This window comes from Nocardioides malaquae, assembly GCF_015070385.1.
Taxonomy (GTDB): Bacteria; Actinomycetota; Actinomycetes; order Propionibacteriales; family Nocardioidaceae; genus Nocardioides; species Nocardioides malaquae.
In genome coordinates, this window is the sequence record NZ_JADCSA010000002.1 from 120,225 (window position 1) to 137,008 (window position 16,784).

A 16,784-nucleotide genomic window follows, 5' to 3' on the forward strand; every position below is an offset into this window, starting at 1 on the left:
CTGAGGGTTGTGGGCGCGAACCCCGACGACACGCCTTGTCCCGGTGCGGTTCGCGCACACAGCCGGAGGGCGTCAGTCGCGCAGGCGCCGCCGCATGGTCCACACGTTCTTGTCGCCCTCGTGGGCGTAGTGGAGCTCGTCCAGCGCCGCCTGGGCCAGGGCGATCCCTCGGCCCGACTCGGCCAGCGGGTCGGGCATCAGCGCGCTGAGGTCGCCCTCGTACCTCTGTCCGTCGTCGGCGAGCACGCCCTCGACGTGGTCGGGCCTCATCCGGAGCGTGAACGACCACCACACCTGACCCGGGGGCAGGCCGTGCTCGACGACGTTGCCGGCGATCTCGATGGCTGCGGTCTCCAGCATCATGAAGGCGGTCTCGTCGACGTCGGGGTGGGCGACCCTGGCCCGCTCGACGAGGTCGTGGAGGTCGGCGAGCCCCTCCGGAACCGCCCACCCCTCAAGGGTGAAGGTGTCACCATCCATCGGTGGCCTCCCCGACGTCGGCGTAGGGCTTGAGCACGCGGTCGAGGTTGGTCAGCTGGAGCACCGACCGCACCTGTTCCGGGGCGCCGGCGATCCGAAGGTCGCCGCCGGCCACGCGGGTCGCCTTGAGCCCGTTGACCAGGGCGCCCAGCCCGGAGGAGTCGACGAAGGTCGTGGGGGAGAGGTCCACGACGACGCGGGGGTGGCCCTCGGCCACGCAGTTCTCCACGGTCGAGCGCAGCGAGGGGGCCGCGACCATGGTGAGTCGGCCCTCGCACCGGACGACCACGTGGTCACCGTGGACGGTCGTGTCGATCTGCATCAGCTCTCCTGCTCCTCTGGTTGGTCGACGGGTCGGTAGAGGGCCGCCCGGAAGATGATGCTCATCACGAGCAGGTCGTAGGCCACCCACACGACGTTGACGGTCGTGCCGATGGTGCTGGTGGCGGCCCCGGTCCAGAGCCGGACGACACCGATGACGCAGGCGGCGACGAGGACGACCGTGGCCAGCAGCTGCGGCCAGATCAGGCGCCACGGGAAGCTGCCGCCGGCCTGCCGGGTCTTCGGGGTCACCACGAAGCCGAGCGGCCGGTGGAGGAAGACATTGGCCAGCGCCGTGGTGCAGGCGCGGATCCAGAGCGGGAAGAGCGCGAGGCTGTACTGGTGACCGCGCCACGTCTTCACGCCGTAGCCGACGACGAAGAAGAGCAGCTGGTTGAGCACGATGTAGGGCAGGAAGCGCTGGAGGAACTCCATCCCGTAGGCGTGCACCGGCAGCACCCCGAAGCACAGGTAGAACACGGGCGCAGCCATGAAGATGACGGCGGCGAAGCCGGAGAGATAGCTCCACATCGTGGAGAAGTACATGAGTCGTTGCGCGAGGCTGAGGCCACGCTGCACGAGCGGGTTCTCCTTGAGCAGCACCTGCAGGGTGCCCTGCGCCCAGCGCAGCCGCTGCTGCAGCATCGTGCGCAGGTCCTCCGGCGCGAGGCCGTGGGCCAGCACCTCGTGGTGGTAGACCGACTTCCACCCGAGCGCGTGCAGCCGCATGCAGGTGGCCATGTCCTCGGTGACCGAGACGGTGGCCAGCGGCATCATCGGCTGGGCCTCGTCGCCCCGGTCGACGTCGACGGCGCGCACCAGCTGGCGTACGGACTCCAGTGCTCCGAGCGGGGACCAGTCCCGGTCGGCGAGCTGGTCGAGGGCCACCTCGTCGACCACCAGCACCCCCACCTCCTGGTCGAGCGCGACGGGCAGCTCGCCGATGGACTCGAGGTCGGCCTGGATGGCGGCGAAGTCGCGGGCGACCGCGCCACGACTCACCGACTCGACGGCCTTCTGGAAGGCGTAGGTCACCTCGGCCACCGGGGTGCCGGCCCGCAGGTCGCGCGACGCCTGCTGGGCTGACGTACGCAGCATCTCGAGGTCTCCGGCGACCTCGGGGTGGGTGCGCCGAGCGGAGCGCGCGGCGCGGGCAAGGATCGTGCGGGAGGCCCGCAGGGCGTCCTCGACGGCGGCCTCGACCTCGCGCACGTAGCCCACGATGCCCAGCTGCATCAGGGCGTCGCGTCGCAGCACGGCGTTGGAGCCGCAGAAGAACGCGGCGTTCCAGCCGTCCTTGCCCTGTTGGATGGGGCCGTAGAAGAGCGGGGCCTGGCTGCCGAGGGGGTCGGAGTCGGTGACGTTGGTGAACCACTGAGGGGTCTGGACCAACGCGACCTCGGGGTCGTGGAACCAGCCCAGCGTGCGGTCCAGGATGGCGGGATCGGGGATCTGGTCGGCGTCGAGGATGAGCATGAACTCACCGTCGGTGGCGAAGAGAGCGTTGTTGAGGTTGCCGGCCTTCGCGTGGCGGGGCCGGTCGGTCCAGTCGTCGCTGCGGGTGAGGTAGCCGACGCCGAGCTCGGCGGCGGCCGCGGCGAGCTCGGTCCGGTTGCCGTCGTCGAGGATCCAGGTGCGGTGCGGGTAAGTGATCTGCTCCGCAGCCCGGGCGGTGGTCATCACCATCTCCACAGGCTCGTTGTAGGTCGTGATGAAGACGTCGACCGTCGCGCCGTCCGGAGGGGGTGGGGCGTCGCCGCGCACCTTGATCCGCCACACCGTCAGGCCGAAGAGGTAGGCGTCGATGAGGGCGTAGGTCTCGGCCACCGCCAGCGGCACGGCGATCCACCAGTTGTCCCAGTTGACCGACCAGCCCCACCGCCACACGACGTACCAGGTCCCGGTCAGCAGGGTCAGGACCACGAGGATCCGGACGGCGAGCTGTCGCATCATGAAGGCAGCCTCCTGACCACCACGACGGTGAGGTCGTCCTCGAGCTCGTTGGCGCGGACGAACTCCTCCACTCGGGCGACGATGGCGTCCGGGGAACCGAGGTCTCGCACCAGCCGAGTGGCGGCCTCGATCACCGCTGCCTGCTCGGGGAGCACGTCCAGGACCCCGTCACTGACGATGAAGAGCGTCTCCCCGGGCCTGAGTGCCTCCAGGTGCGGGGTCCACGAGTCGTGGGGCAGCGTGCCGAGAGGCAGGTCGCTCGAGGCGAGCTGGCGGGCCGGGCCCTCCGGCGGCACGACGAGCGCCAACCCGTGCCCGGCGTCGACGTACTCGATCTCGCCGGTGGCGGGAGTGATCCGGCAGGCGAAGAGTGTCGCGAAGGTCGAGGTCTCCGTGAAGTCCTCGTCCATGCCCACCGCCGTGCGACGCACGGCCTCGGCCAGAGGGTTGAACGACGACGAGACGCGCATCATCGACCGGATGCCGGCGGTGAGGGCTGCGGCGGTGAGCCCCTTGCCCATGACGTCGGCGACCACCAGCTGCAGGCGGCCGTCGAGCTCCATCCAGTCGAAGTAGTCACCACCCACGTGGCGGGCGGGCAGGCAGCACCCCGCGAGCTCGTAGCCCGGCACCTCGATGCGGCGGTAGGGGAGGAGCCGGCGCTGGACCTCGCGGGCCTGCACCTCGTCGGCGTCGAATGCGAGCTCGCGCTCCACCCAGCGGGCCAACCCGGCCAGCAGGTCGAGCTCCTGCTCCGACATGGCGCGGGGCGTGTCGTCGACCAGGCAGAGAGCACCGACGACCTCACCGCCCGGCGCCGACAGCGGGTGGCCCACGTAGAAACCGATGGTGCCGTTCTCGACGTCCGGGTGGTCGGCGAACCTGGCGTCACCCGCGGGGTCCGTCACGACCAGGGCATCGGCCTCAGCGACCGTGTGGGTGCAGAAGGAGAGCTCCCGAGGAGTGTCGCCGAGGTCGAGGCCCACCGCCGACTTGGTGAACTGCCGGTCGGTGTCGACGAGGTTGACTGCCACCTTCGGCACGTCGAAGAGCCGCTGGGCGAGCCGGACGACCTGGTCGAACCGCTCCTCCGGCCCGGTGTCCAGCAAGTGCAGCTCTCGCAACGCCTGCACCCGGGCCTGTTCCTGCGACTCGTCCACGCACCCCTCCTCACGATGGGTCCGACCCTACCCACTTCGGGGGACGTCCACCCTTGGCTCGCCGGAGCTCGCCACCACGCACACCTCAGGTGGCGAGGGCCGCGCGCAAGGCCATCTCCACCATCGCGCCGAAGGTCTGTTCGCGCTCCTGTGACGTGGTCTCCTCGCCGGTGACGATGTGGTCGGAGACGGTGCAGATCGCCAGGGCGCGCCGCTCATGCTGCGCCGCCAAGGTGTAGAGGGCGCTCGCCTCCATCTCGACGGCCAGCACCCCGTGCTTCACCTGCGCCTCCATCAGCTCGGGCCTGGGGGAGTAGAAGGAGTCGCTGGAGAAGATCAGGCCCACGTGGCTGGTCACGTCCTCCATCGACTCCGCGGCCTCGACCGCGGCGCGCAGCAGGCCGAAGTCGGCGACCGGGGCGTAGTCGTAGCCGCCGAAACGGTGCGTGTTCATCGACGAGTCGGTGCAGGCCCCGGACGCGATGACGACGTCACGGATGGCCACCTTCTCGGTGAGGGCGCCGCACGAACCGACCCTGATGATCGTCGTGACGCCGTACTCCTCGAAGAGCTCGTTGGCATAGATCGCCAGTGAGGGCTGGCCCATGCCCGAGCCCTGCACCGAGACGCGCCTGCCCTGCCACGTGCCGGTGAAGCCGAGCATGCCGCGGACCTCGGTGTAGCACTCGACGTCGTCGAGGAAGGTCTCCGCGATCCACTTGGCTCGCAAGGGGTCTCCGGGCATGAGGACGACGGGGGCGACCTGACCGGCAGCAGCGCCGATGTGAATGCTCATGCGGAGCAACCTATCCCCGCTAGTCTCGCCCCGTGACGCGACTCGACCCGTCCCTGATGCCGCACGTGGCGCTGTCCGTACGCGCCCACAACCGCGAGGCCCTGCACCGCACCGACGAGGCGTGGCTGGCCGAGCAGTGGTCGCGCGACGACACGCGTGTCCTCGTCGTGAGCGGGGGGCGCGTCGCCTTCCGCGACGACGCGGTTCCGTGGCTGACACCGGCCGAGGCGCACGCCCTGGCCCCGGGTGGCGAGCGGATCCTGCTGGGGCAGCGCGACGGGCGTACGCGGTTCGCCGTGCTCGCCGGACGCGACGAGGTGGTCGGGGGCACCGAGGACTGGGTCGGGCTGCGCGGCCTCTTCCCGATGCTCGCCGTCGCTGACGACCGGGCCTCGGAGGAGGCGCCGTGGCTCTTCCACGCCGTCGGGTTGGCGGAGTGGCGTCGCTCGACCCGGTTCTGCCAGCGCTGCGGGGGCGACCTGTCGCCGCGCGCGGCCGGTCACGAGCTCGTGTGCGACGGGTGCGGCCGCTCGCAGTTCCCGCGCACCGACCCCGCGGTGATCATGGCGATCACCTCCGGCGAACCGGGCAGCGACGACGAGGCGATCCTGCTGGGCCACCAGTCCTCGTGGCCGGCCTCGCAGTGGTCGACGCTGGCGGGTTTCTGTGAGCCGGGAGAGACGCTGGAGGACGCCGTGCGCCGCGAGACCTACGAGGAGACCGGCGTACGGGTGGGCGAGGTGTCCTACTTCGGCTCCCAGCCGTGGCCACTGCCGGCCAGCCTCATGGTCGCCTTCTTCGGGCGGGCGACCACCCGGGAGATCGACGTCGACGGTGCCGAGATCACCGAGGCGCGATGGTTCACCCGGGCTGAGCTGCGAGCCGGCCTGGAGGACGGCACCCTCACCGTGCCGCGCAGCGTCTCGGTCTCGGCCTCCCTGCTGACGGCCTTCCTCGGGACGGTCCTGCCGGGCCGGGACTTCTGGCGGAGCTGAGGGGAGTCAGCCGAGCTCGGCGAGCTTCGCCTTGACCTGCGCCAAGCTGGGGTTGGTCTGTGCGGAGCCGTCGGAGTAGACGAGCGTCGGCACGGTCTGGTTGCCGCCGTTGGCCTGCTCGACGAGCAGCGCCGCCTCGGGCACCTGCTCGATGTCGACCATCTCGAAGGGGATGCCCTCGCGGTCGAGCTGGCTCTTGAGGCGGTGGCAGTAGCCGCACCACGGGGTGCTGTACATCGTGAACTGGGCGGCGACGGTCACGCGGACTCCTCTGTCAGGGGATGAGGAGCGGGTCCCGGGTCCTTCGACCCGCTCGTCTGGTGGGAACAGTACGTCGCCTCCCACCATTCCCCCGGGGCGCTGCCGCCATGCCGCAGCGCGGGCACGTACCGTACGCCGGTGCTCTCCACGATCCTCGTCGAACACCCGTGGCTCACGACCACCACCCTCGTCGCGCTGGTGGTCGTCGGCCCCCTCCTGGGGGCGTGGCTCGTCGGGCGACAGCGGACCACGGCCGTGCTGCTGGCGCTCGCCCTCCTCGTGGTGGCGGCGCTCACGCTGGTGCCGACGAGCCGCGACCTGGAACGGGGCTGCTGGGTCGAGTGGACGGTGCCGACGCCGGGCGCCGTGGAGCTGGTCGCCAACGTGATCCTCTTCGTGCCCGTGGTGTTGCTGCTCGGCGTGCTGCTCCAGCGCCCCCTCCTCGCCCTGCTGACGGCCAGCGCGGGCTCGCTCCTCGTGGAGACCGTCCAGGCGCTCGCGCCTGCCCTGGGGCGCTCCTGCTCCACCAACGACTGGCTCTCCAACACGATCGGCGCGGCGCTGGGCGCCCTGCTCGCGGTCCTGGCGCTGGTCCTCCACAGGCGTCTGCGTGGCGTCGGTGCTGCGGTCTAGGCTCGGTGAGACCTGTCGACCCTGAGGAGACGTGACCGCGTGACCCCCGAAGCCCTGCTCGACGCGCTCGACCCCGAACAGCGTCGGGTGGCCGAGGCGTTGCGGGGGCCCGTGCGGGTGCTCGCGGGGGCGGGCACCGGCAAGACCCGCGCGATCACCCACCGGATCGCCCACGGGGTGGCGACCGGCGTCTACGCGCCCACCGAGGTGCTGGCCGTCACCTTCACCACACGCGCGGCAGGGGAGATGCGCACCCGCCTGCGCGACCTCGGTGCCCCCGGTGTCCAGGCGCGTACGTTCCACTCCGCCGCCCTGCGCCAGCTGCGGTTCTTCTGGCCGCGGGTGCACCAACGCGAGCTGCCGGAGCTGACGCAGTCGAAGATCGGGATGCTCGCCACCGCGGCGCGTCGCCAGCGGCTCGCGCCCAACCAGGCGGTGCTGCGCGACCTGGCCGCGGAGATCGAGTGGGCGAAGGTCTCCAACGTCTCGGCCGACGGCTACGCCGTGGCGGCCATCCGTCGGGGCCGCGAGGTCAACGACGTCGACCCCACGACCGTCGGGCACGTCTACGAGGCCTACGAGGAGGTCAAGCGCGCGGCCGGGCGCATGGACATGGAGGACGTCCTGCTCTGGACCGCCGGCCTGCTCGCCGACGACGAACGGGTCGCTGCGCAGGTCCGCCGGCAGTACAAGTGGTTCGTCGTCGACGAGTTCCAGGACGTCTCGCCGTTGCAGTCGGCCCTTCTCGACCTCTGGCTCGGTGGGCGCGACGAGATCTGCGTCGTCGGCGACCCGGCCCAGACGATCTACTCCTTCGCAGGCGCGGACGCGACCTACCTGCGCACCTTCACCGACCGGCATCCCGGCGCCACCTCGGTCGAGCTGGTGCGCAACTACCGCTCCACCCCCGAGATCGTGCAGGCGGCGAACGCGTCGCTGGCCGGCAGCTCGAGCCAGGGGGTCGAGCTCCGCGCCCAGCGCCCGTCGGGCCCGGCGATCACCGCCACCGGCCACAGCGACGAGGTGGCCGAGGCGACCGCGGTGGCTCACCAGGTCTCCGCGCTCATCGCCCAGGGGGTGCCGGCGAGCGAGATCGCGGTGCTGCTGCGCATCAACGCCCAGTCGGAGAACTTCGAGGACGCCTTCGCCGAGCTGGGTGTGCCCTACGTGGTCCGTGGCGCGGCCCGCTTCTTCGACCGGCCCGAGGTGCGCAAGGCCGTCACGCTGCTGCGCGGGGCTGCCCGGTCCGGCCAGTCGGACGAGACCCCGTTGGAGACGGTGCGCGCGACCCTGTCGGGCCTCGGGTGGTCGGCGGCCGCCCCCACGGCCCGTGGCCAGACCCGTGACCAGTGGGAGTCGTGGCAGGCGTTGGTCGACCAGGCCGCCGCCTTCCTCAAGGAGGGGGCCGACCTGGGTGCGTTCGTCGACGAGCTCGACCGGCGTGCCTCCGAGCAGCACGCGCCCGTGGCCGAGGGCGTCACCCTGGCCACCCTGCACACGGCCAAGGGCCTGGAGTGGGACGCGGTCTTCCTGGTCGGACTGGTCGAGGGCACCCTGCCGATCGTCTACGCGAAGACGCCGGCGGAGGTGGAGGAGGAACGCCGCCTCTTCTACGTCGGCCTCACCCGTGCCCGCGAGCACCTGGCGCTGAGCTGGGCGTACGCCCGCAACCCCGGCGGCCGGGGCAGTCGCTCCCGCTCCCGCTTCCTCGACGCCGTGGTGGGCGAGGGCGACGAGGGGGCACCCGAGCGTCAGCGGGCGGGGCGCAGGAAGGGGCCGGCGAAGGGGCGGCACTGCCGCACCTGCAACCGTCCCCTGAGCACGGCCGCGGAGAAGAAGGTGGGGCGGTGCGCCGAGTGCCCCATCACCTACGACGAAGAGCTCTTCGAGGAGCTGCGGGAATGGCGTCGGGCGCGCGCCGCCGACGACGAGGTGCCGCCCTACGTCGTCTTCAGCGACACGACCCTTCAGCTGATCGCCGAGCACAAGCCCCAGGACGAGGCGGGCCTGCTCCGGATCTCCGGTGTGGGCCCCACCAAGGTGGAGCGCTACGGCGACGACCTCCTCGAGAGGTTGACCTCGCGCTGACCGGGGGCTGGTGCCGTGGCCGGACGAGGCGGCCGCGCCGGGAAAGACTGGATGTTACGGATCCACGCAAACTTTTCGTGAGATTCCCCGGAAAATGATTTGCCGCCCTTCTGGCGGCGGCGCTAGGTTCGTCCGCGTACCTGTCACGCGCATCACGGCCCCACGAGGTCGGCGCCCGAGAACGACGAGGAGGTGGAACCGATGGACAAGAACGTGATCTTCACGGCCCCGCAGCCGTGCCAGCGCGCCCTGCCGTCGGCCCGCGTCCTCACCACGACGTGGCGTCGCGATCTTGCTGCCCAGGGAGCGCTCCGTCTGCGTGACGAGCGCATCGTAGCCCTTGCCTGCGCCGCCAAGGCCCCGAAGGCCGCCGAGCTCGCCGCCAACGTGACGGGACCCGTCGCCTGGAGACCACCGCCCTGTTGACTCAGGACGGCACCTCCGGGCCGCGGACTCCCACCAGGGAATCCGCGGCCTTCTGCATTTCCACTGCTCGACGCTTCACCACCACCGAAGCACCCACCGTTTCCCGCACACCAGCAGAAGAGGAGGTGACCGATCCGTGACCAGCGCACTCCTGTCGCCACCACGACCCAGGACCCCTGTCAGCGCATCGGTCGTCCCGGCGCACGCCGCGACACCCCCGTGCCACACCGCCGACCCCGAGCTCTGGTTCGCCGAGTCCCCGGAGGACGTCGAGACGGCGAAGGCGCTCTGTCGGGCCTGCCCACTGCGCTCCCGCTGCCTCGAGGAGGCCCTCGGACGCCGCGAGCCCTGGGGGGTCTGGGGCGGCGAGCTGCTGCTCCAGGGCGTCGTGATCCCCCGCAAGCGACCCCGGGGCCGCCCCCGCAAGGACGCCGGCGTCGCCGCGTGACCAACCACCATCCATCCACCCGCACCGCGGGACATCCGTCGAGGGACGGACCACACGAACGGACACCGAACAGACATGATCCTCAGACCTGAAGAACTGATACGCACCCACCAACAGCTTCGCCTGGCCGAGGCCGAGCTCGTGCGGCGCGACCGGCGGCTGACCGTCGGACGCGTGGGCAGGGCCGCGGAGCGCGCCGCACTGCGAGCCCGACTGGCGGTCGCCCGAGCCCTGTGAACCGGTCGGCGGGAGAGGTGCCGCCCGGTCCCCGGCAGGGCTACGGTGACGACATGTGGACCTGCGACCGGTGCGGCGCCACCACCACGTCACCGACCCAGGCGTACGGGTGGACCACCTCCGTCGAACAGGGCCGCCGCCTGCGGTTCTGCGTGCCCTGCTCGCGTGAGCACCTGCGCGAGATCGAGGGCAAGCTCGACAGCGACCTGTGGTGACTCAGCCCGTCATCGCCCAGCAGCACCCGCAGTGCGGGTGCTGCTGCCACGTCTCGCGCTCGACGTCGTGGGCGCCGCGCATCCACACCGACGCCGACCACGTCGAGGGTTGACGCCCTTCCGCCCAGGCGCACAGGTCGCTCACAGCCGCGACCAGCGCGCGCTCGAGCACCAGCGAGCACAGGTCCTCCGGTAGGGGCGGTGGGGCCTCCGGCGGTCGGGGGAGGGGGCGCACGCCCTGGGCCTGTGCCTCGGCGCACCGCAGGCAGGCGGTGGCGCCCGGGGCGACGAAGGGCCCCACGCGTACCCGTGTGGGCAGCACACTGGTGTAGAGCGCCGGCCGGTCGTGGGCCAGCAGGTCGTCGTGGGTCTCCCAGGAGGGCGGGCCGGGGGTGAGGACCCACGTCAGCTCCGCGTCGCTGCCGCTGCGTCGGGCGGCGACGGTGAGGCCCGCCTGCTCCAGCAGCGTCGTCGCCCTCTTCCGCCAGGCGGCGGGAGCCAGGAGGGCCACCCTCGTGGCGGCGCGTGCGGCCGCCAACAGCTGGTGCTCCTCGACGTCGATGAGGAGACCGGCCCGGTCCAGGGCGTCGGCGACCGCCCCGTCGGTGCCCGTGGAACCTCGCCGCGGCAGCCCCCGGCGCAGCTGCACCAGGACCTGACGCACCGCGGTGGTGTCGGGCAGCACCACCTGGTGGGCGGGGTCGGCGCCGACCAGGAGCAGGCCGCGGTCGTTCGCGTCGACGACGACGCCCCGACGCAGCCGCACGGTCGAGGAGCGCGCCGACGGGGTGGCGGGGAGGGTGGCTGACTCGCTCATGCGCTCACCTTGGCAGTCGGCCTGCGGGTCGTGTGGCGCTCATCCACAGGCCGGGGGAGTGCTGGAGACAGCGACACGGCGCCGTCCCCGAAGGGACGGCGCCGTGTCGAAACCGCTCAGGGGCGTGGTGTCACGCCTTGCCGAGGATGCGGTTGAGGTTGGTGCCACAGGTCGGGCAGACGGCCTTGGCCATCCGGGTGCCCTTCTCGTTGACCTTGACCTCGCCCGACGCCTCGCGCTTCTCCTTGCACTTGACGCAGTAGAACTCGCCGCTCCAGGTCTCCGCCATGACGGCCTCCTTGCTGGTTGTGATTCTCGGTCGTCGCGACGGGGATTCGGGGAAGCCCGCCGGATCGGGGCCACGGGGCCCCAGACGTTGGAAACCCTACGGCACGCTCACGCTGAGGCAAGCGTGGCGCACCGTCGGCGTGGCGCGTGCGTACGCTGCTGGCCATGACTGCCGACGACACGACCCTGACCCACCTGCGTCTGGAGCGCCCCGCCGAAGGGGTCGCGGTCCTCACCCTGGACAACCCCGAGCAGCGCAACGCGATGTCCGACGAGATGACGTCGTCGTGGGTGCGAGCGGTCGACGCCCTGGCCGGTGACTCCACCGTGCGGGCCGTCGTGGTCACCGGGGAGGGGAGCGCGTTCTCCTCCGGCGGTCAGCTGGACTGGCTGGCCAGCGAGCCCGACGCGAGCGTCGATCGGCTGCGCGGACGGATGATGCCCTTCTACCGGGCGTGGCTCTCGATCCGTCGACTCGAGGTGCCGACGATCGCGGCCATCAACGGTCCCGCGATCGGTGCCGGCCTCTGCCTGGCGCTGGCCTGTGACCTGCGCGTCGCCGCCCGCGGCGCGAAGATGGGCGTGCCCTTCCTCAAGCTCGGTCTGCACCCGGGGATGGCTGGCACGTTCCTGCTGCCCGACGCGGTGGGTCCGGCGGTGGCCCGCGACCTCTTCCTGACCGGTCGGCTCGTCGAGGGCGACGAGGCTCTCCGGCTGGGGCTGGTCTCCCGGGTGCTGGAGTCCGACGGCTTCCGTGAGCAGGCGGTCGCGGTCGCGGCAGAGGTGGCCGCGACCGCGCCCGTCGCCGCCAAGCTGACCAAGGCCGCGTTGCGCGACGGCGGCCACGGCAGCTTCGACCATGCCCTGCAGTGGGAGGCGTTGGCGCAGCCGGTCACGCTGGCCACCGCCGACCTGCAGGAGGGGATCCGTGCCGTGCAGGAGCGTCGCTCGCCCCGCTTCGAGGGGCGCTGATCGAGGGGCGCTGATCGAGGGGCGCTGACCGAAGAAGTGAAGAGGCCCCCTGCCGTCCACGGCCGCTAGCCTTCCCCTTGCGAACGTCCGTGGATGGGGCCGGGGGCCTCATCTGCGCACACGCTATGAGCACTCTCGCGCTGCGGTCAACAGGTTCGCTGGCAGCGAAACTCACATCTTGTGCACAACCTTGTGGAAAGACCTGTTCATGACGAGGGGTGACCGGTGGATGACGGGGTGTCGGTTGGGGAACAAGGTGTGCAGGACACGCCGGGGACGGAGCGCCGCGATCGGGCTCCCACCTGCGACGACGACGCATTGAGGCCTGTGGAGGAGCACGACTGTGGGGGACACGCCGTACGACGCCGGGCCAGTGGCTGCCCTGAGACGCATCGCGTTCCTGCTGGAGCGTGCCCGCGAGGACACCTACAAGGTGAAGGCCTACCGCGCGGCGGCCGCCACGATCCTGCCCCTGCAGGAGTCCGAGCTCCGGGCGCACGTCGAGGCGGGCACGCTCACGACCCTGCCCGGAGTCGGGGCCAGCACCGCGGCCGTGGTCACCGAGGCGCTCAGCGGACAGGTGCCCGAGCGCCTCGCCAAGGTCGAGCGGCAGCACGGCGGACCCCAGGTCGAGGGTGGGCAGGAGCTCCGCGCCGCGTTGCGGGGTGACCTGCACTCCCACTCCGACTGGTCAGACGGCGGGTCGCCCATCGAGGAGATGGCGTTCACGGCCATGGAGCTCGGGCACGACTACCTGGTGCTGACCGACCACTCACCCCGGCTGAAGGTGGCGCGGGGACTCTCCGCCGAGCGACTGGCGCGCCAGCTCGACGTGGTCGACGCCGTGAACGCTCACGTGGCCGACCAGGGCTTCACCCTGTTGAAGGGCATCGAGGTCGACATCCTCGACGACGGCTCCCTCGACCAGAGCGAGGAGATGCTGGGGCGCCTCGACGTACGCGTGGCGAGCGTGCACTCCAAGCTCCGGATGGACTCCGCGCCCATGACGCGCCGCATGGTCGCCGCGGTCGCCAACCCGTGGGTCAACGTGCTCGGGCACTGCACCGGACGGCTGGTCACCGGCTCGAGAGGCACCCGCCCTCCCAGCCAGTTCGACGCGCGCGCGGTCTTCGAGGCCTGCGCGGAGCACGGTGTCGCCGTCGAGATCAACTCCCGACCCGAGCGCCGCGACCCTCCCACCCGCCTGCTGGAGCTGGCGCGCGACGTCGGTTGCCTCTTCTCGATCGACAGTGACGCCCACGCCCCGGGGCAGCTCGACCTGCTCGATCACGGTTGCGCCCGCGCCGAGGCCGCGGGCATCGATCCTGCACGCATCGTGAACACCTGGCCGCTTTCGCAGCTGCGGGAGTGGGCGACCCCGTAGCCTCGTCACCCATGGAGCCGGGTGTGGCGGTCGAGGTGCGACGCAGCAAGCGTCGCCGTCGCACCGTGTCGGCGCACCGTGAGGGCGACACGGTCGTCGTGCTGATGCCTGCGTGGATGAGCAAGCGCGACGAGCAGAAGTGGGTCGACGAGATGGTGCGCCGCCTCGAGCGTTCCGAGGCGCGCACCCGACCGAGCGACGAACAGCTGCTGCTCCGTGCCCGCGCGCTCAACGACGAGCTCTTCGGTGGCCTCGCGGCGCCCGCGTCGGTCCGGTGGGTCGACAACCAGCGCTCCCGCTGGGGCTCGTGCACCCCTGCCGACCGGTCCATCCGCCTCTCGTCGCGTCTCCAGGGCATGCCGACGTGGGTGATCGACTACGTGCTCGTGCACGAGCTGGCCCACCTGCTCGTCCCGGGCCACGACGACGAGTTCTGGGGCTGGGTCAACCGTTTCCCGCGCACCGAACGCGCCCGGGGCTACCTGGCCGGCTGGTCGGCTGCCCAGGTCGACGGGGGCAGTGCCCACGTCGATTGACGTCGACCATGGGCTCCGTGACTGACGTGTCAGCGGTCGCGGCCTGAGCTCCACCGGGCGCGGGCGGTGGCGACGAGCTCGTGCATGTCGTCGTCGAGGTCGTCGGGGAGCGCGGCGACGGGCCACCACCGGACGTCGATCGACTCGGCGCTCGTGTGGTGGATCGCCCCGGTGGGGGCCAGGGCGGTGAAGCGCACGTCGAGGTGGTGAACGGTCACCCCGGGGTGGCAGAAGGCCACCTCGTGCTCGTCGAGGTGCACCGGCACCGGGTCGAGCTCGAGGGCGGTGAGCCCGGACTCCTCAAGGCCTTCCCGCAGGGCCGCTCCGGCCACGGTCCTGTCGTCCCGCTCGCAGTGACCACCGAAGTGGAACCACCGCCCGGCCTTGCGGTGCAGGTTGAGCAGGACGTGGTCGAGGTCGGCGGAGAGGACCAGCACGCCGGCGGTGACGTGGTCGGTCAGGCAGGCGCGCTCCATCCCGTCGGGTCGCTGGTCGAGGTGGGTGAGGAAGCGGTCCTTCAGCCGGGCCTGCCGGCCGGGGATCGGGTCCCACGCCGAGAGTCGGGCGACCGTGTCGTCACGCAGGGTGGAGCCCACCCGCTCGGGGGCCCCGCTCACCCGGCGTCGGGGCGGTCGTCGCCGCCCAGGAGATCGCGCAGGCCGGCCTCGAACTCCTCGTCGGTGAGCGCTGCCGTCGCCTCGGCGCCCTCACGGAAACCGAGCGGGTCGTCGAGGTCCGCCGCGGTGGGCAGCAGGTCCGGGTGCATCCAGACGCCGTCGCGGGCCTCGATGCCCTGGCGGGTTCGCAGGGATCCCCACAGCGTGGAGGCGTCCCGCAGCCGGCGCGGTCGCAGCTCCAGCCCGACGAGGTTGGCGAAGGTCTGCTCGGCGGGACCACCCGCGGCGCGCCGACGGCGTACGGCCTCCTGGAGCTTGGCCGCGGTGGGCATGCGCTCGTTGGCCGCCTGACCCACGACCTCGTCGACCCATCCCTCGACGAGGGCGAGGGTCACCTCGAGGCGCTGCAGCGCCGCCTGCTGCGCCGGCGAGGGCTTGAGGTCGAACAGTCCGCCCTCGAAGGCCTGCTGCATGGAGGAGAGGTCGTTGAGGTCGAGACCGCGCATCTGCTCCTCGATGCCGGCGGTGTCGACCTCGATGCCGGCGGCGTAGTCGGAGACCGCTCCCAGCAGGTGGGCGGAGAGCCAGGGCACGTGGGCGAAGAGTCGGTGGTGGGCGGCCTCGCGCAGCGCGACGTAGAGCAGCACGTCGTCCTCGCTGACGTCGAGGCCCGCGCCGAAGTCAGCCAGGTTGGCGACCACCAGCGCGGCCCGACCGGGCGCGGCCAGGGGGAGCCCGACGTCGGTCGAGCCCCAGACCTCTCCGGCGAGGGTGCCCAGGGCGGAACCGACCTGGTTGGCCAGCATCGCGCCGGTCACCTGGCGCAGCATGCCGAGCAGTGGCGCGGCCATCGCGCGCGCCTCCTCGGGCAGGGCCTTGGTCAGCGCCTCGCCGGCCGATCCGGCCATCGGCTCGACGAGCTTCTTCCACACCTCCACCGTCTCCACGATCCACTCCGCGCGGCTCCACGCGGTCGCGGTGACGACGCCGGTGCCGAAGGTCGTGGTGGGGTCGAGCCAGAGATCGGCCAGACGTACGGCGTCGGCCACCGCATCCTTCTGCCGCTGGGTGGGGCTGGGGTCCGGCTGCTGTGCGACGGTGCGTCGGGCGGTGTCGACGGCCAGCTCCCAGTTGAGGGGCCCGTCAGAGGGCGCCATCATCCGCTGGAACTGGGCCATCAGGGCGCCGAGGTCGGGCATGCCTCCCGGCATGGGGCCGCCGTCGCCCATCGCCGAGAAGAACTGCTCGAAGGGGGTGCCCTTGAAGGGGTTCTGCTCGCGGTCGTCTCCGGGTCCGGGGCCGCCGGGGCTGTCGCTCATGGTGTCGAGCCTACTGGCCGGGGCGATGGCCACGCGGTGCTGCTGCTCCCTACACTGCGACAGGTGACCCCGATTCCCAGCACCGACGTCGTCCGCCTGGTCGCCCTGCGGGAGGACCCGCTCGACGTCGCCGAGGTGATCGACTCCCTGGGCGACGCGGCGGCCGGTGCCCTCACCCTCTTCGTCGGACGGGTGCGCGACCACGACGGAGGGCGCGGCGTCGACGGCCTCGACTACTCCGCCCACCCGAGTGCGCTCGAGCGGCTGCGGGAGGTGGCCGACCGGGTGGCCGCCGAGCACGACGTGCTGGGGGTGGCCGCCGTGCACCGGGTCGGCACGCTGCACGTCGGTGACGTGGCGGTGGTGGTCGCCACCACCTCGGCGCACCGGGCCGCCTCCTTCGCCGCGTCGCGGGCCCTGATCGACACGCTCAAGGCCGAGGTGCCGGTCTGGAAGCACCAACGCTTCGACGACGGGTCCGACGAGTGGGTCGGAACGCCCTGACTGCACCTGCCTGACCCGTGCGTACGGCGTGGGTCCGGCCCCTGCGCCCCGGCGCCGCCTACGGTGGTGACCGTGGAGATCCTGTGGTGGTTGGCCCCGAGCGGGGTCGTCGCGCTGCTGGCGATGGCCTGGGTGGGCTGGGCGGGTCGTGAAGGCCGCGGAGAGGTCGACCGCGAGGTAGCCGTCGCGCGCCTGGCGCGCGCCCTGGAGCGCGACGTCGCCACCCCTCGTACGCCCGAGCCCCGGCAGCGTGACCGGAGCACCGGGATCGCGGTCCGTCCACCGCGTGAAGCAGGCGATTCCCACGGTCGCACCCGCTCCTCCGGCTAGTTGC

22 protein-coding genes are annotated in these 16,784 nt (G+C 71.8%); 12 read left to right on the forward strand and 10 right to left on the reverse strand.

Features of this window, described 5'->3' with window-relative positions; genetic code table 11:
* Nucleotides 1–72: 72 nt before the first annotated feature.
* The 5 genes from IEQ44_RS02475 to deoD all read right to left on the reverse strand — a co-directional run bounded on the left by IEQ44_RS02475 (nucleotide 73) and on the right by deoD (nucleotide 4,710).
* Nucleotides 73–480 (reverse strand): ATP-binding protein, encoded by a 408-nt coding sequence (locus IEQ44_RS02475; protein ID WP_193636851.1) that lies wholly within the window; start codon nucleotides 478–480, stop codon nucleotides 73–75.
* Nucleotides 470–802 carry an STAS domain-containing protein gene (locus tag IEQ44_RS02480; RefSeq protein ID WP_193636852.1) on the reverse strand — a complete coding sequence of 111 codons (333 nt, stop codon included), beginning with the start codon at nucleotides 800–802 and terminating at the stop codon, nucleotides 470–472. The genes IEQ44_RS02475 and IEQ44_RS02480 overlap by 11 nt, the downstream gene beginning before the upstream one ends.
* Nucleotides 802–2,754, reverse strand: a complete 1,953-nt coding sequence (locus tag IEQ44_RS02485) for a glycosyltransferase family 2 protein (RefSeq protein ID WP_193636853.1) — start codon at nucleotides 2,752–2,754, stop codon at nucleotides 802–804. Before IEQ44_RS02485 ends, IEQ44_RS02480 begins: the two co-directional genes overlap by 1 nt.
* Nucleotides 2,751–3,914 carry a PP2C family protein-serine/threonine phosphatase gene (locus tag IEQ44_RS02490; protein ID WP_193636854.1) on the reverse strand — a complete coding sequence of 388 codons (1,164 nt, stop codon included), beginning with the start codon at nucleotides 3,912–3,914 and terminating at the stop codon, nucleotides 2,751–2,753. The genes IEQ44_RS02485 and IEQ44_RS02490 overlap by 4 nt, the downstream gene beginning before the upstream one ends.
* An 85-nt stretch (nucleotides 3,915–3,999) precedes the next feature.
* A complete protein-coding gene (gene deoD / locus IEQ44_RS02495) occupies nucleotides 4,000–4,710 on the reverse strand; it encodes a purine-nucleoside phosphorylase (protein WP_193636855.1) in 711 nt (236 codons plus the stop codon).
* 32 nt (nucleotides 4,711–4,742) lie between these two features.
* On the opposite strand from deoD, the gene nudC reads away from it, so the two are divergent.
* The gene (gene nudC, locus IEQ44_RS02500; RefSeq protein ID WP_319804448.1) at nucleotides 4,743–5,705 is read left to right on the forward strand and encodes an NAD(+) diphosphatase; all 963 of its coding nucleotides are present in this window, start codon (nucleotides 4,743–4,745) and stop codon (nucleotides 5,703–5,705) included.
* 6 nt (nucleotides 5,706–5,711) lie between these two features.
* Here nudC and IEQ44_RS02505 read toward each other — a convergent pair whose 3' ends face one another.
* On the reverse strand, nucleotides 5,712–5,942 hold the full coding sequence (locus IEQ44_RS02505) for a mycoredoxin (RefSeq protein WP_227486829.1): 231 nt from the start codon (nucleotides 5,940–5,942) through the stop codon (nucleotides 5,712–5,714).
* Between the two features lie 162 nt (nucleotides 5,943–6,104).
* Between IEQ44_RS02505 and IEQ44_RS17805 the strand changes: the two genes are divergently transcribed.
* The 6 genes from IEQ44_RS17805 to IEQ44_RS02535 all read left to right on the forward strand — a co-directional run bounded on the left by IEQ44_RS17805 (nucleotide 6,105) and on the right by IEQ44_RS02535 (nucleotide 10,013).
* On the forward strand, nucleotides 6,105–6,599 hold the full coding sequence (locus IEQ44_RS17805) for a VanZ family protein (protein ID WP_193636856.1): 495 nt from the start codon (nucleotides 6,105–6,107) through the stop codon (nucleotides 6,597–6,599).
* 39 nt (nucleotides 6,600–6,638) lie between these two features.
* Entirely contained in the window at nucleotides 6,639–8,687 is a 2,049-nt protein-coding gene (locus tag IEQ44_RS02515; protein ID WP_193636857.1) for an ATP-dependent DNA helicase UvrD2, read from the forward strand.
* Nucleotides 8,688–8,888: 201 nt separating this feature from the next.
* Complete coding sequence (locus tag IEQ44_RS02520; RefSeq protein ID WP_193636858.1) at nucleotides 8,889–9,113, forward strand: hypothetical protein; 225 nt, start codon at nucleotides 8,889–8,891, stop codon at nucleotides 9,111–9,113.
* 136 nt (nucleotides 9,114–9,249) lie between these two features.
* Nucleotides 9,250–9,561, forward strand: coding sequence for a WhiB family transcriptional regulator (locus tag IEQ44_RS02525; RefSeq protein ID WP_319804449.1), 312 nt, complete (start codon nucleotides 9,250–9,252; stop codon nucleotides 9,559–9,561).
* Between the two features lie 33 nt (nucleotides 9,562–9,594).
* Complete coding sequence (locus IEQ44_RS02530) at nucleotides 9,595–9,798, forward strand: putative WhiB-interacting protein (RefSeq protein WP_498371221.1); 204 nt, start codon at nucleotides 9,595–9,597, stop codon at nucleotides 9,796–9,798.
* A gap of 17 nt (nucleotides 9,799–9,815) precedes the next feature.
* On the forward strand, nucleotides 9,816–10,013 hold the full coding sequence (locus IEQ44_RS02535) for a hypothetical protein (RefSeq protein WP_193637067.1): 198 nt from the start codon (nucleotides 9,816–9,818) through the stop codon (nucleotides 10,011–10,013).
* A 1-nt stretch (nucleotide 10,014) separates the two neighbouring features.
* Here IEQ44_RS02535 and IEQ44_RS02540 read toward each other — a convergent pair whose 3' ends face one another.
* Both IEQ44_RS02540 and IEQ44_RS02545 read right to left on the reverse strand, forming a co-directional pair.
* Complete coding sequence (locus IEQ44_RS02540; protein ID WP_193636860.1) at nucleotides 10,015–10,830, reverse strand: hypothetical protein; 816 nt, start codon at nucleotides 10,828–10,830, stop codon at nucleotides 10,015–10,017.
* A gap of 130 nt (nucleotides 10,831–10,960) precedes the next feature.
* Nucleotides 10,961–11,119 (reverse strand): DUF5679 domain-containing protein, encoded by a 159-nt coding sequence (locus tag IEQ44_RS02545; RefSeq protein WP_170213509.1) that lies wholly within the window; start codon nucleotides 11,117–11,119, stop codon nucleotides 10,961–10,963.
* A gap of 164 nt (nucleotides 11,120–11,283) precedes the next feature.
* Between IEQ44_RS02545 and IEQ44_RS02550 the strand changes: the two genes are divergently transcribed.
* The 3 genes from IEQ44_RS02550 to IEQ44_RS02560 all read left to right on the forward strand — a co-directional run bounded on the left by IEQ44_RS02550 (nucleotide 11,284) and on the right by IEQ44_RS02560 (nucleotide 14,010).
* Nucleotides 11,284–12,090 carry an enoyl-CoA hydratase/isomerase family protein gene (locus IEQ44_RS02550; RefSeq protein ID WP_193636861.1) on the forward strand — a complete coding sequence of 269 codons (807 nt, stop codon included), beginning with the start codon at nucleotides 11,284–11,286 and terminating at the stop codon, nucleotides 12,088–12,090.
* A 343-nt stretch (nucleotides 12,091–12,433) separates the two neighbouring features.
* Nucleotides 12,434–13,474, forward strand: coding sequence for a PHP domain-containing protein (locus IEQ44_RS02555; protein ID WP_193636862.1), 1,041 nt, complete (start codon nucleotides 12,434–12,436; stop codon nucleotides 13,472–13,474).
* An 11-nt stretch (nucleotides 13,475–13,485) separates the two neighbouring features.
* A complete protein-coding gene (locus IEQ44_RS02560; protein WP_193636863.1) occupies nucleotides 13,486–14,010 on the forward strand; it encodes a M48 metallopeptidase family protein in 525 nt (174 codons plus the stop codon).
* A gap of 29 nt (nucleotides 14,011–14,039) precedes the next feature.
* Here IEQ44_RS02560 and IEQ44_RS02565 read toward each other — a convergent pair whose 3' ends face one another.
* Together IEQ44_RS02565 and IEQ44_RS02570 are read right to left on the reverse strand one after the other, a co-directional pair.
* Nucleotides 14,040–14,627 (reverse strand): NUDIX hydrolase, encoded by a 588-nt coding sequence (locus IEQ44_RS02565; protein WP_319804450.1) that lies wholly within the window; start codon nucleotides 14,625–14,627, stop codon nucleotides 14,040–14,042.
* Nucleotides 14,624–15,946, reverse strand: coding sequence for a zinc-dependent metalloprotease (locus tag IEQ44_RS02570; RefSeq protein ID WP_193636864.1), 1,323 nt, complete (start codon nucleotides 15,944–15,946; stop codon nucleotides 14,624–14,626). Before IEQ44_RS02570 ends, IEQ44_RS02565 begins: the two co-directional genes overlap by 4 nt.
* 63 nt (nucleotides 15,947–16,009) lie before the next feature.
* On the opposite strand from IEQ44_RS02570, the gene IEQ44_RS02575 reads away from it, so the two are divergent.
* Both IEQ44_RS02575 and IEQ44_RS02580 read left to right on the forward strand, forming a co-directional pair.
* Nucleotides 16,010–16,450 (forward strand): molybdenum cofactor biosynthesis protein MoaE, encoded by a 441-nt coding sequence (locus IEQ44_RS02575; RefSeq protein ID WP_319804451.1) that lies wholly within the window; start codon nucleotides 16,010–16,012, stop codon nucleotides 16,448–16,450.
* Between the two features lie 72 nt (nucleotides 16,451–16,522).
* A complete protein-coding gene (locus IEQ44_RS02580; RefSeq protein ID WP_193636865.1) occupies nucleotides 16,523–16,780 on the forward strand; it encodes a hypothetical protein in 258 nt (85 codons plus the stop codon).
* Nucleotides 16,781–16,784 lie beyond the last annotated feature (4 nt).

Bases quoted from the DNA above. Each gene is read 5' to 3' on its own strand.
- IEQ44_RS02475 (WP_193636851.1), bottom strand. From the start codon at position 480: ATGGATGGTGACACCTTCACCCTTGAGGGGTGGGCGGTTCCGGAGGGG.
- IEQ44_RS02480 (WP_193636852.1), bottom strand. From the start codon at position 802: ATGCAGATCGACACGACCGTCCACGGTGACCACGTGGTCGTCCGGTGC.
- IEQ44_RS02485 (WP_193636853.1), bottom strand. From the start codon at position 2,754: ATGATGCGACAGCTCGCCGTCCGGATCCTCGTGGTCCTGACCCTGCTG.
- deoD (WP_193636855.1), bottom strand. From the start codon at position 4,710: ATGAGCATTCACATCGGCGCTGCTGCCGGTCAGGTCGCCCCCGTCGTC.
- IEQ44_RS02505 (WP_227486829.1), bottom strand. From the start codon at position 5,942: ATGTACAGCACCCCGTGGTGCGGCTACTGCCACCGCCTCAAGAGCCAG.
- IEQ44_RS02520 (WP_193636858.1), top strand. From the start codon at position 8,889: ATGGACAAGAACGTGATCTTCACGGCCCCGCAGCCGTGCCAGCGCGCC.
- IEQ44_RS02540 (WP_193636860.1), bottom strand. From the start codon at position 10,830: ATGAGCGAGTCAGCCACCCTCCCCGCCACCCCGTCGGCGCGCTCCTCG.
- IEQ44_RS02545 (WP_170213509.1), bottom strand. From the start codon at position 11,119: ATGGCGGAGACCTGGAGCGGCGAGTTCTACTGCGTCAAGTGCAAGGAG.
- IEQ44_RS02550 (WP_193636861.1), top strand. From the start codon at position 11,284: ATGACTGCCGACGACACGACCCTGACCCACCTGCGTCTGGAGCGCCCC.
- IEQ44_RS02560 (WP_193636863.1), top strand. From the start codon at position 13,486: ATGGAGCCGGGTGTGGCGGTCGAGGTGCGACGCAGCAAGCGTCGCCGT.
- IEQ44_RS02570 (WP_193636864.1), bottom strand. From the start codon at position 15,946: ATGAGCGACAGCCCCGGCGGCCCCGGACCCGGAGACGACCGCGAGCAG.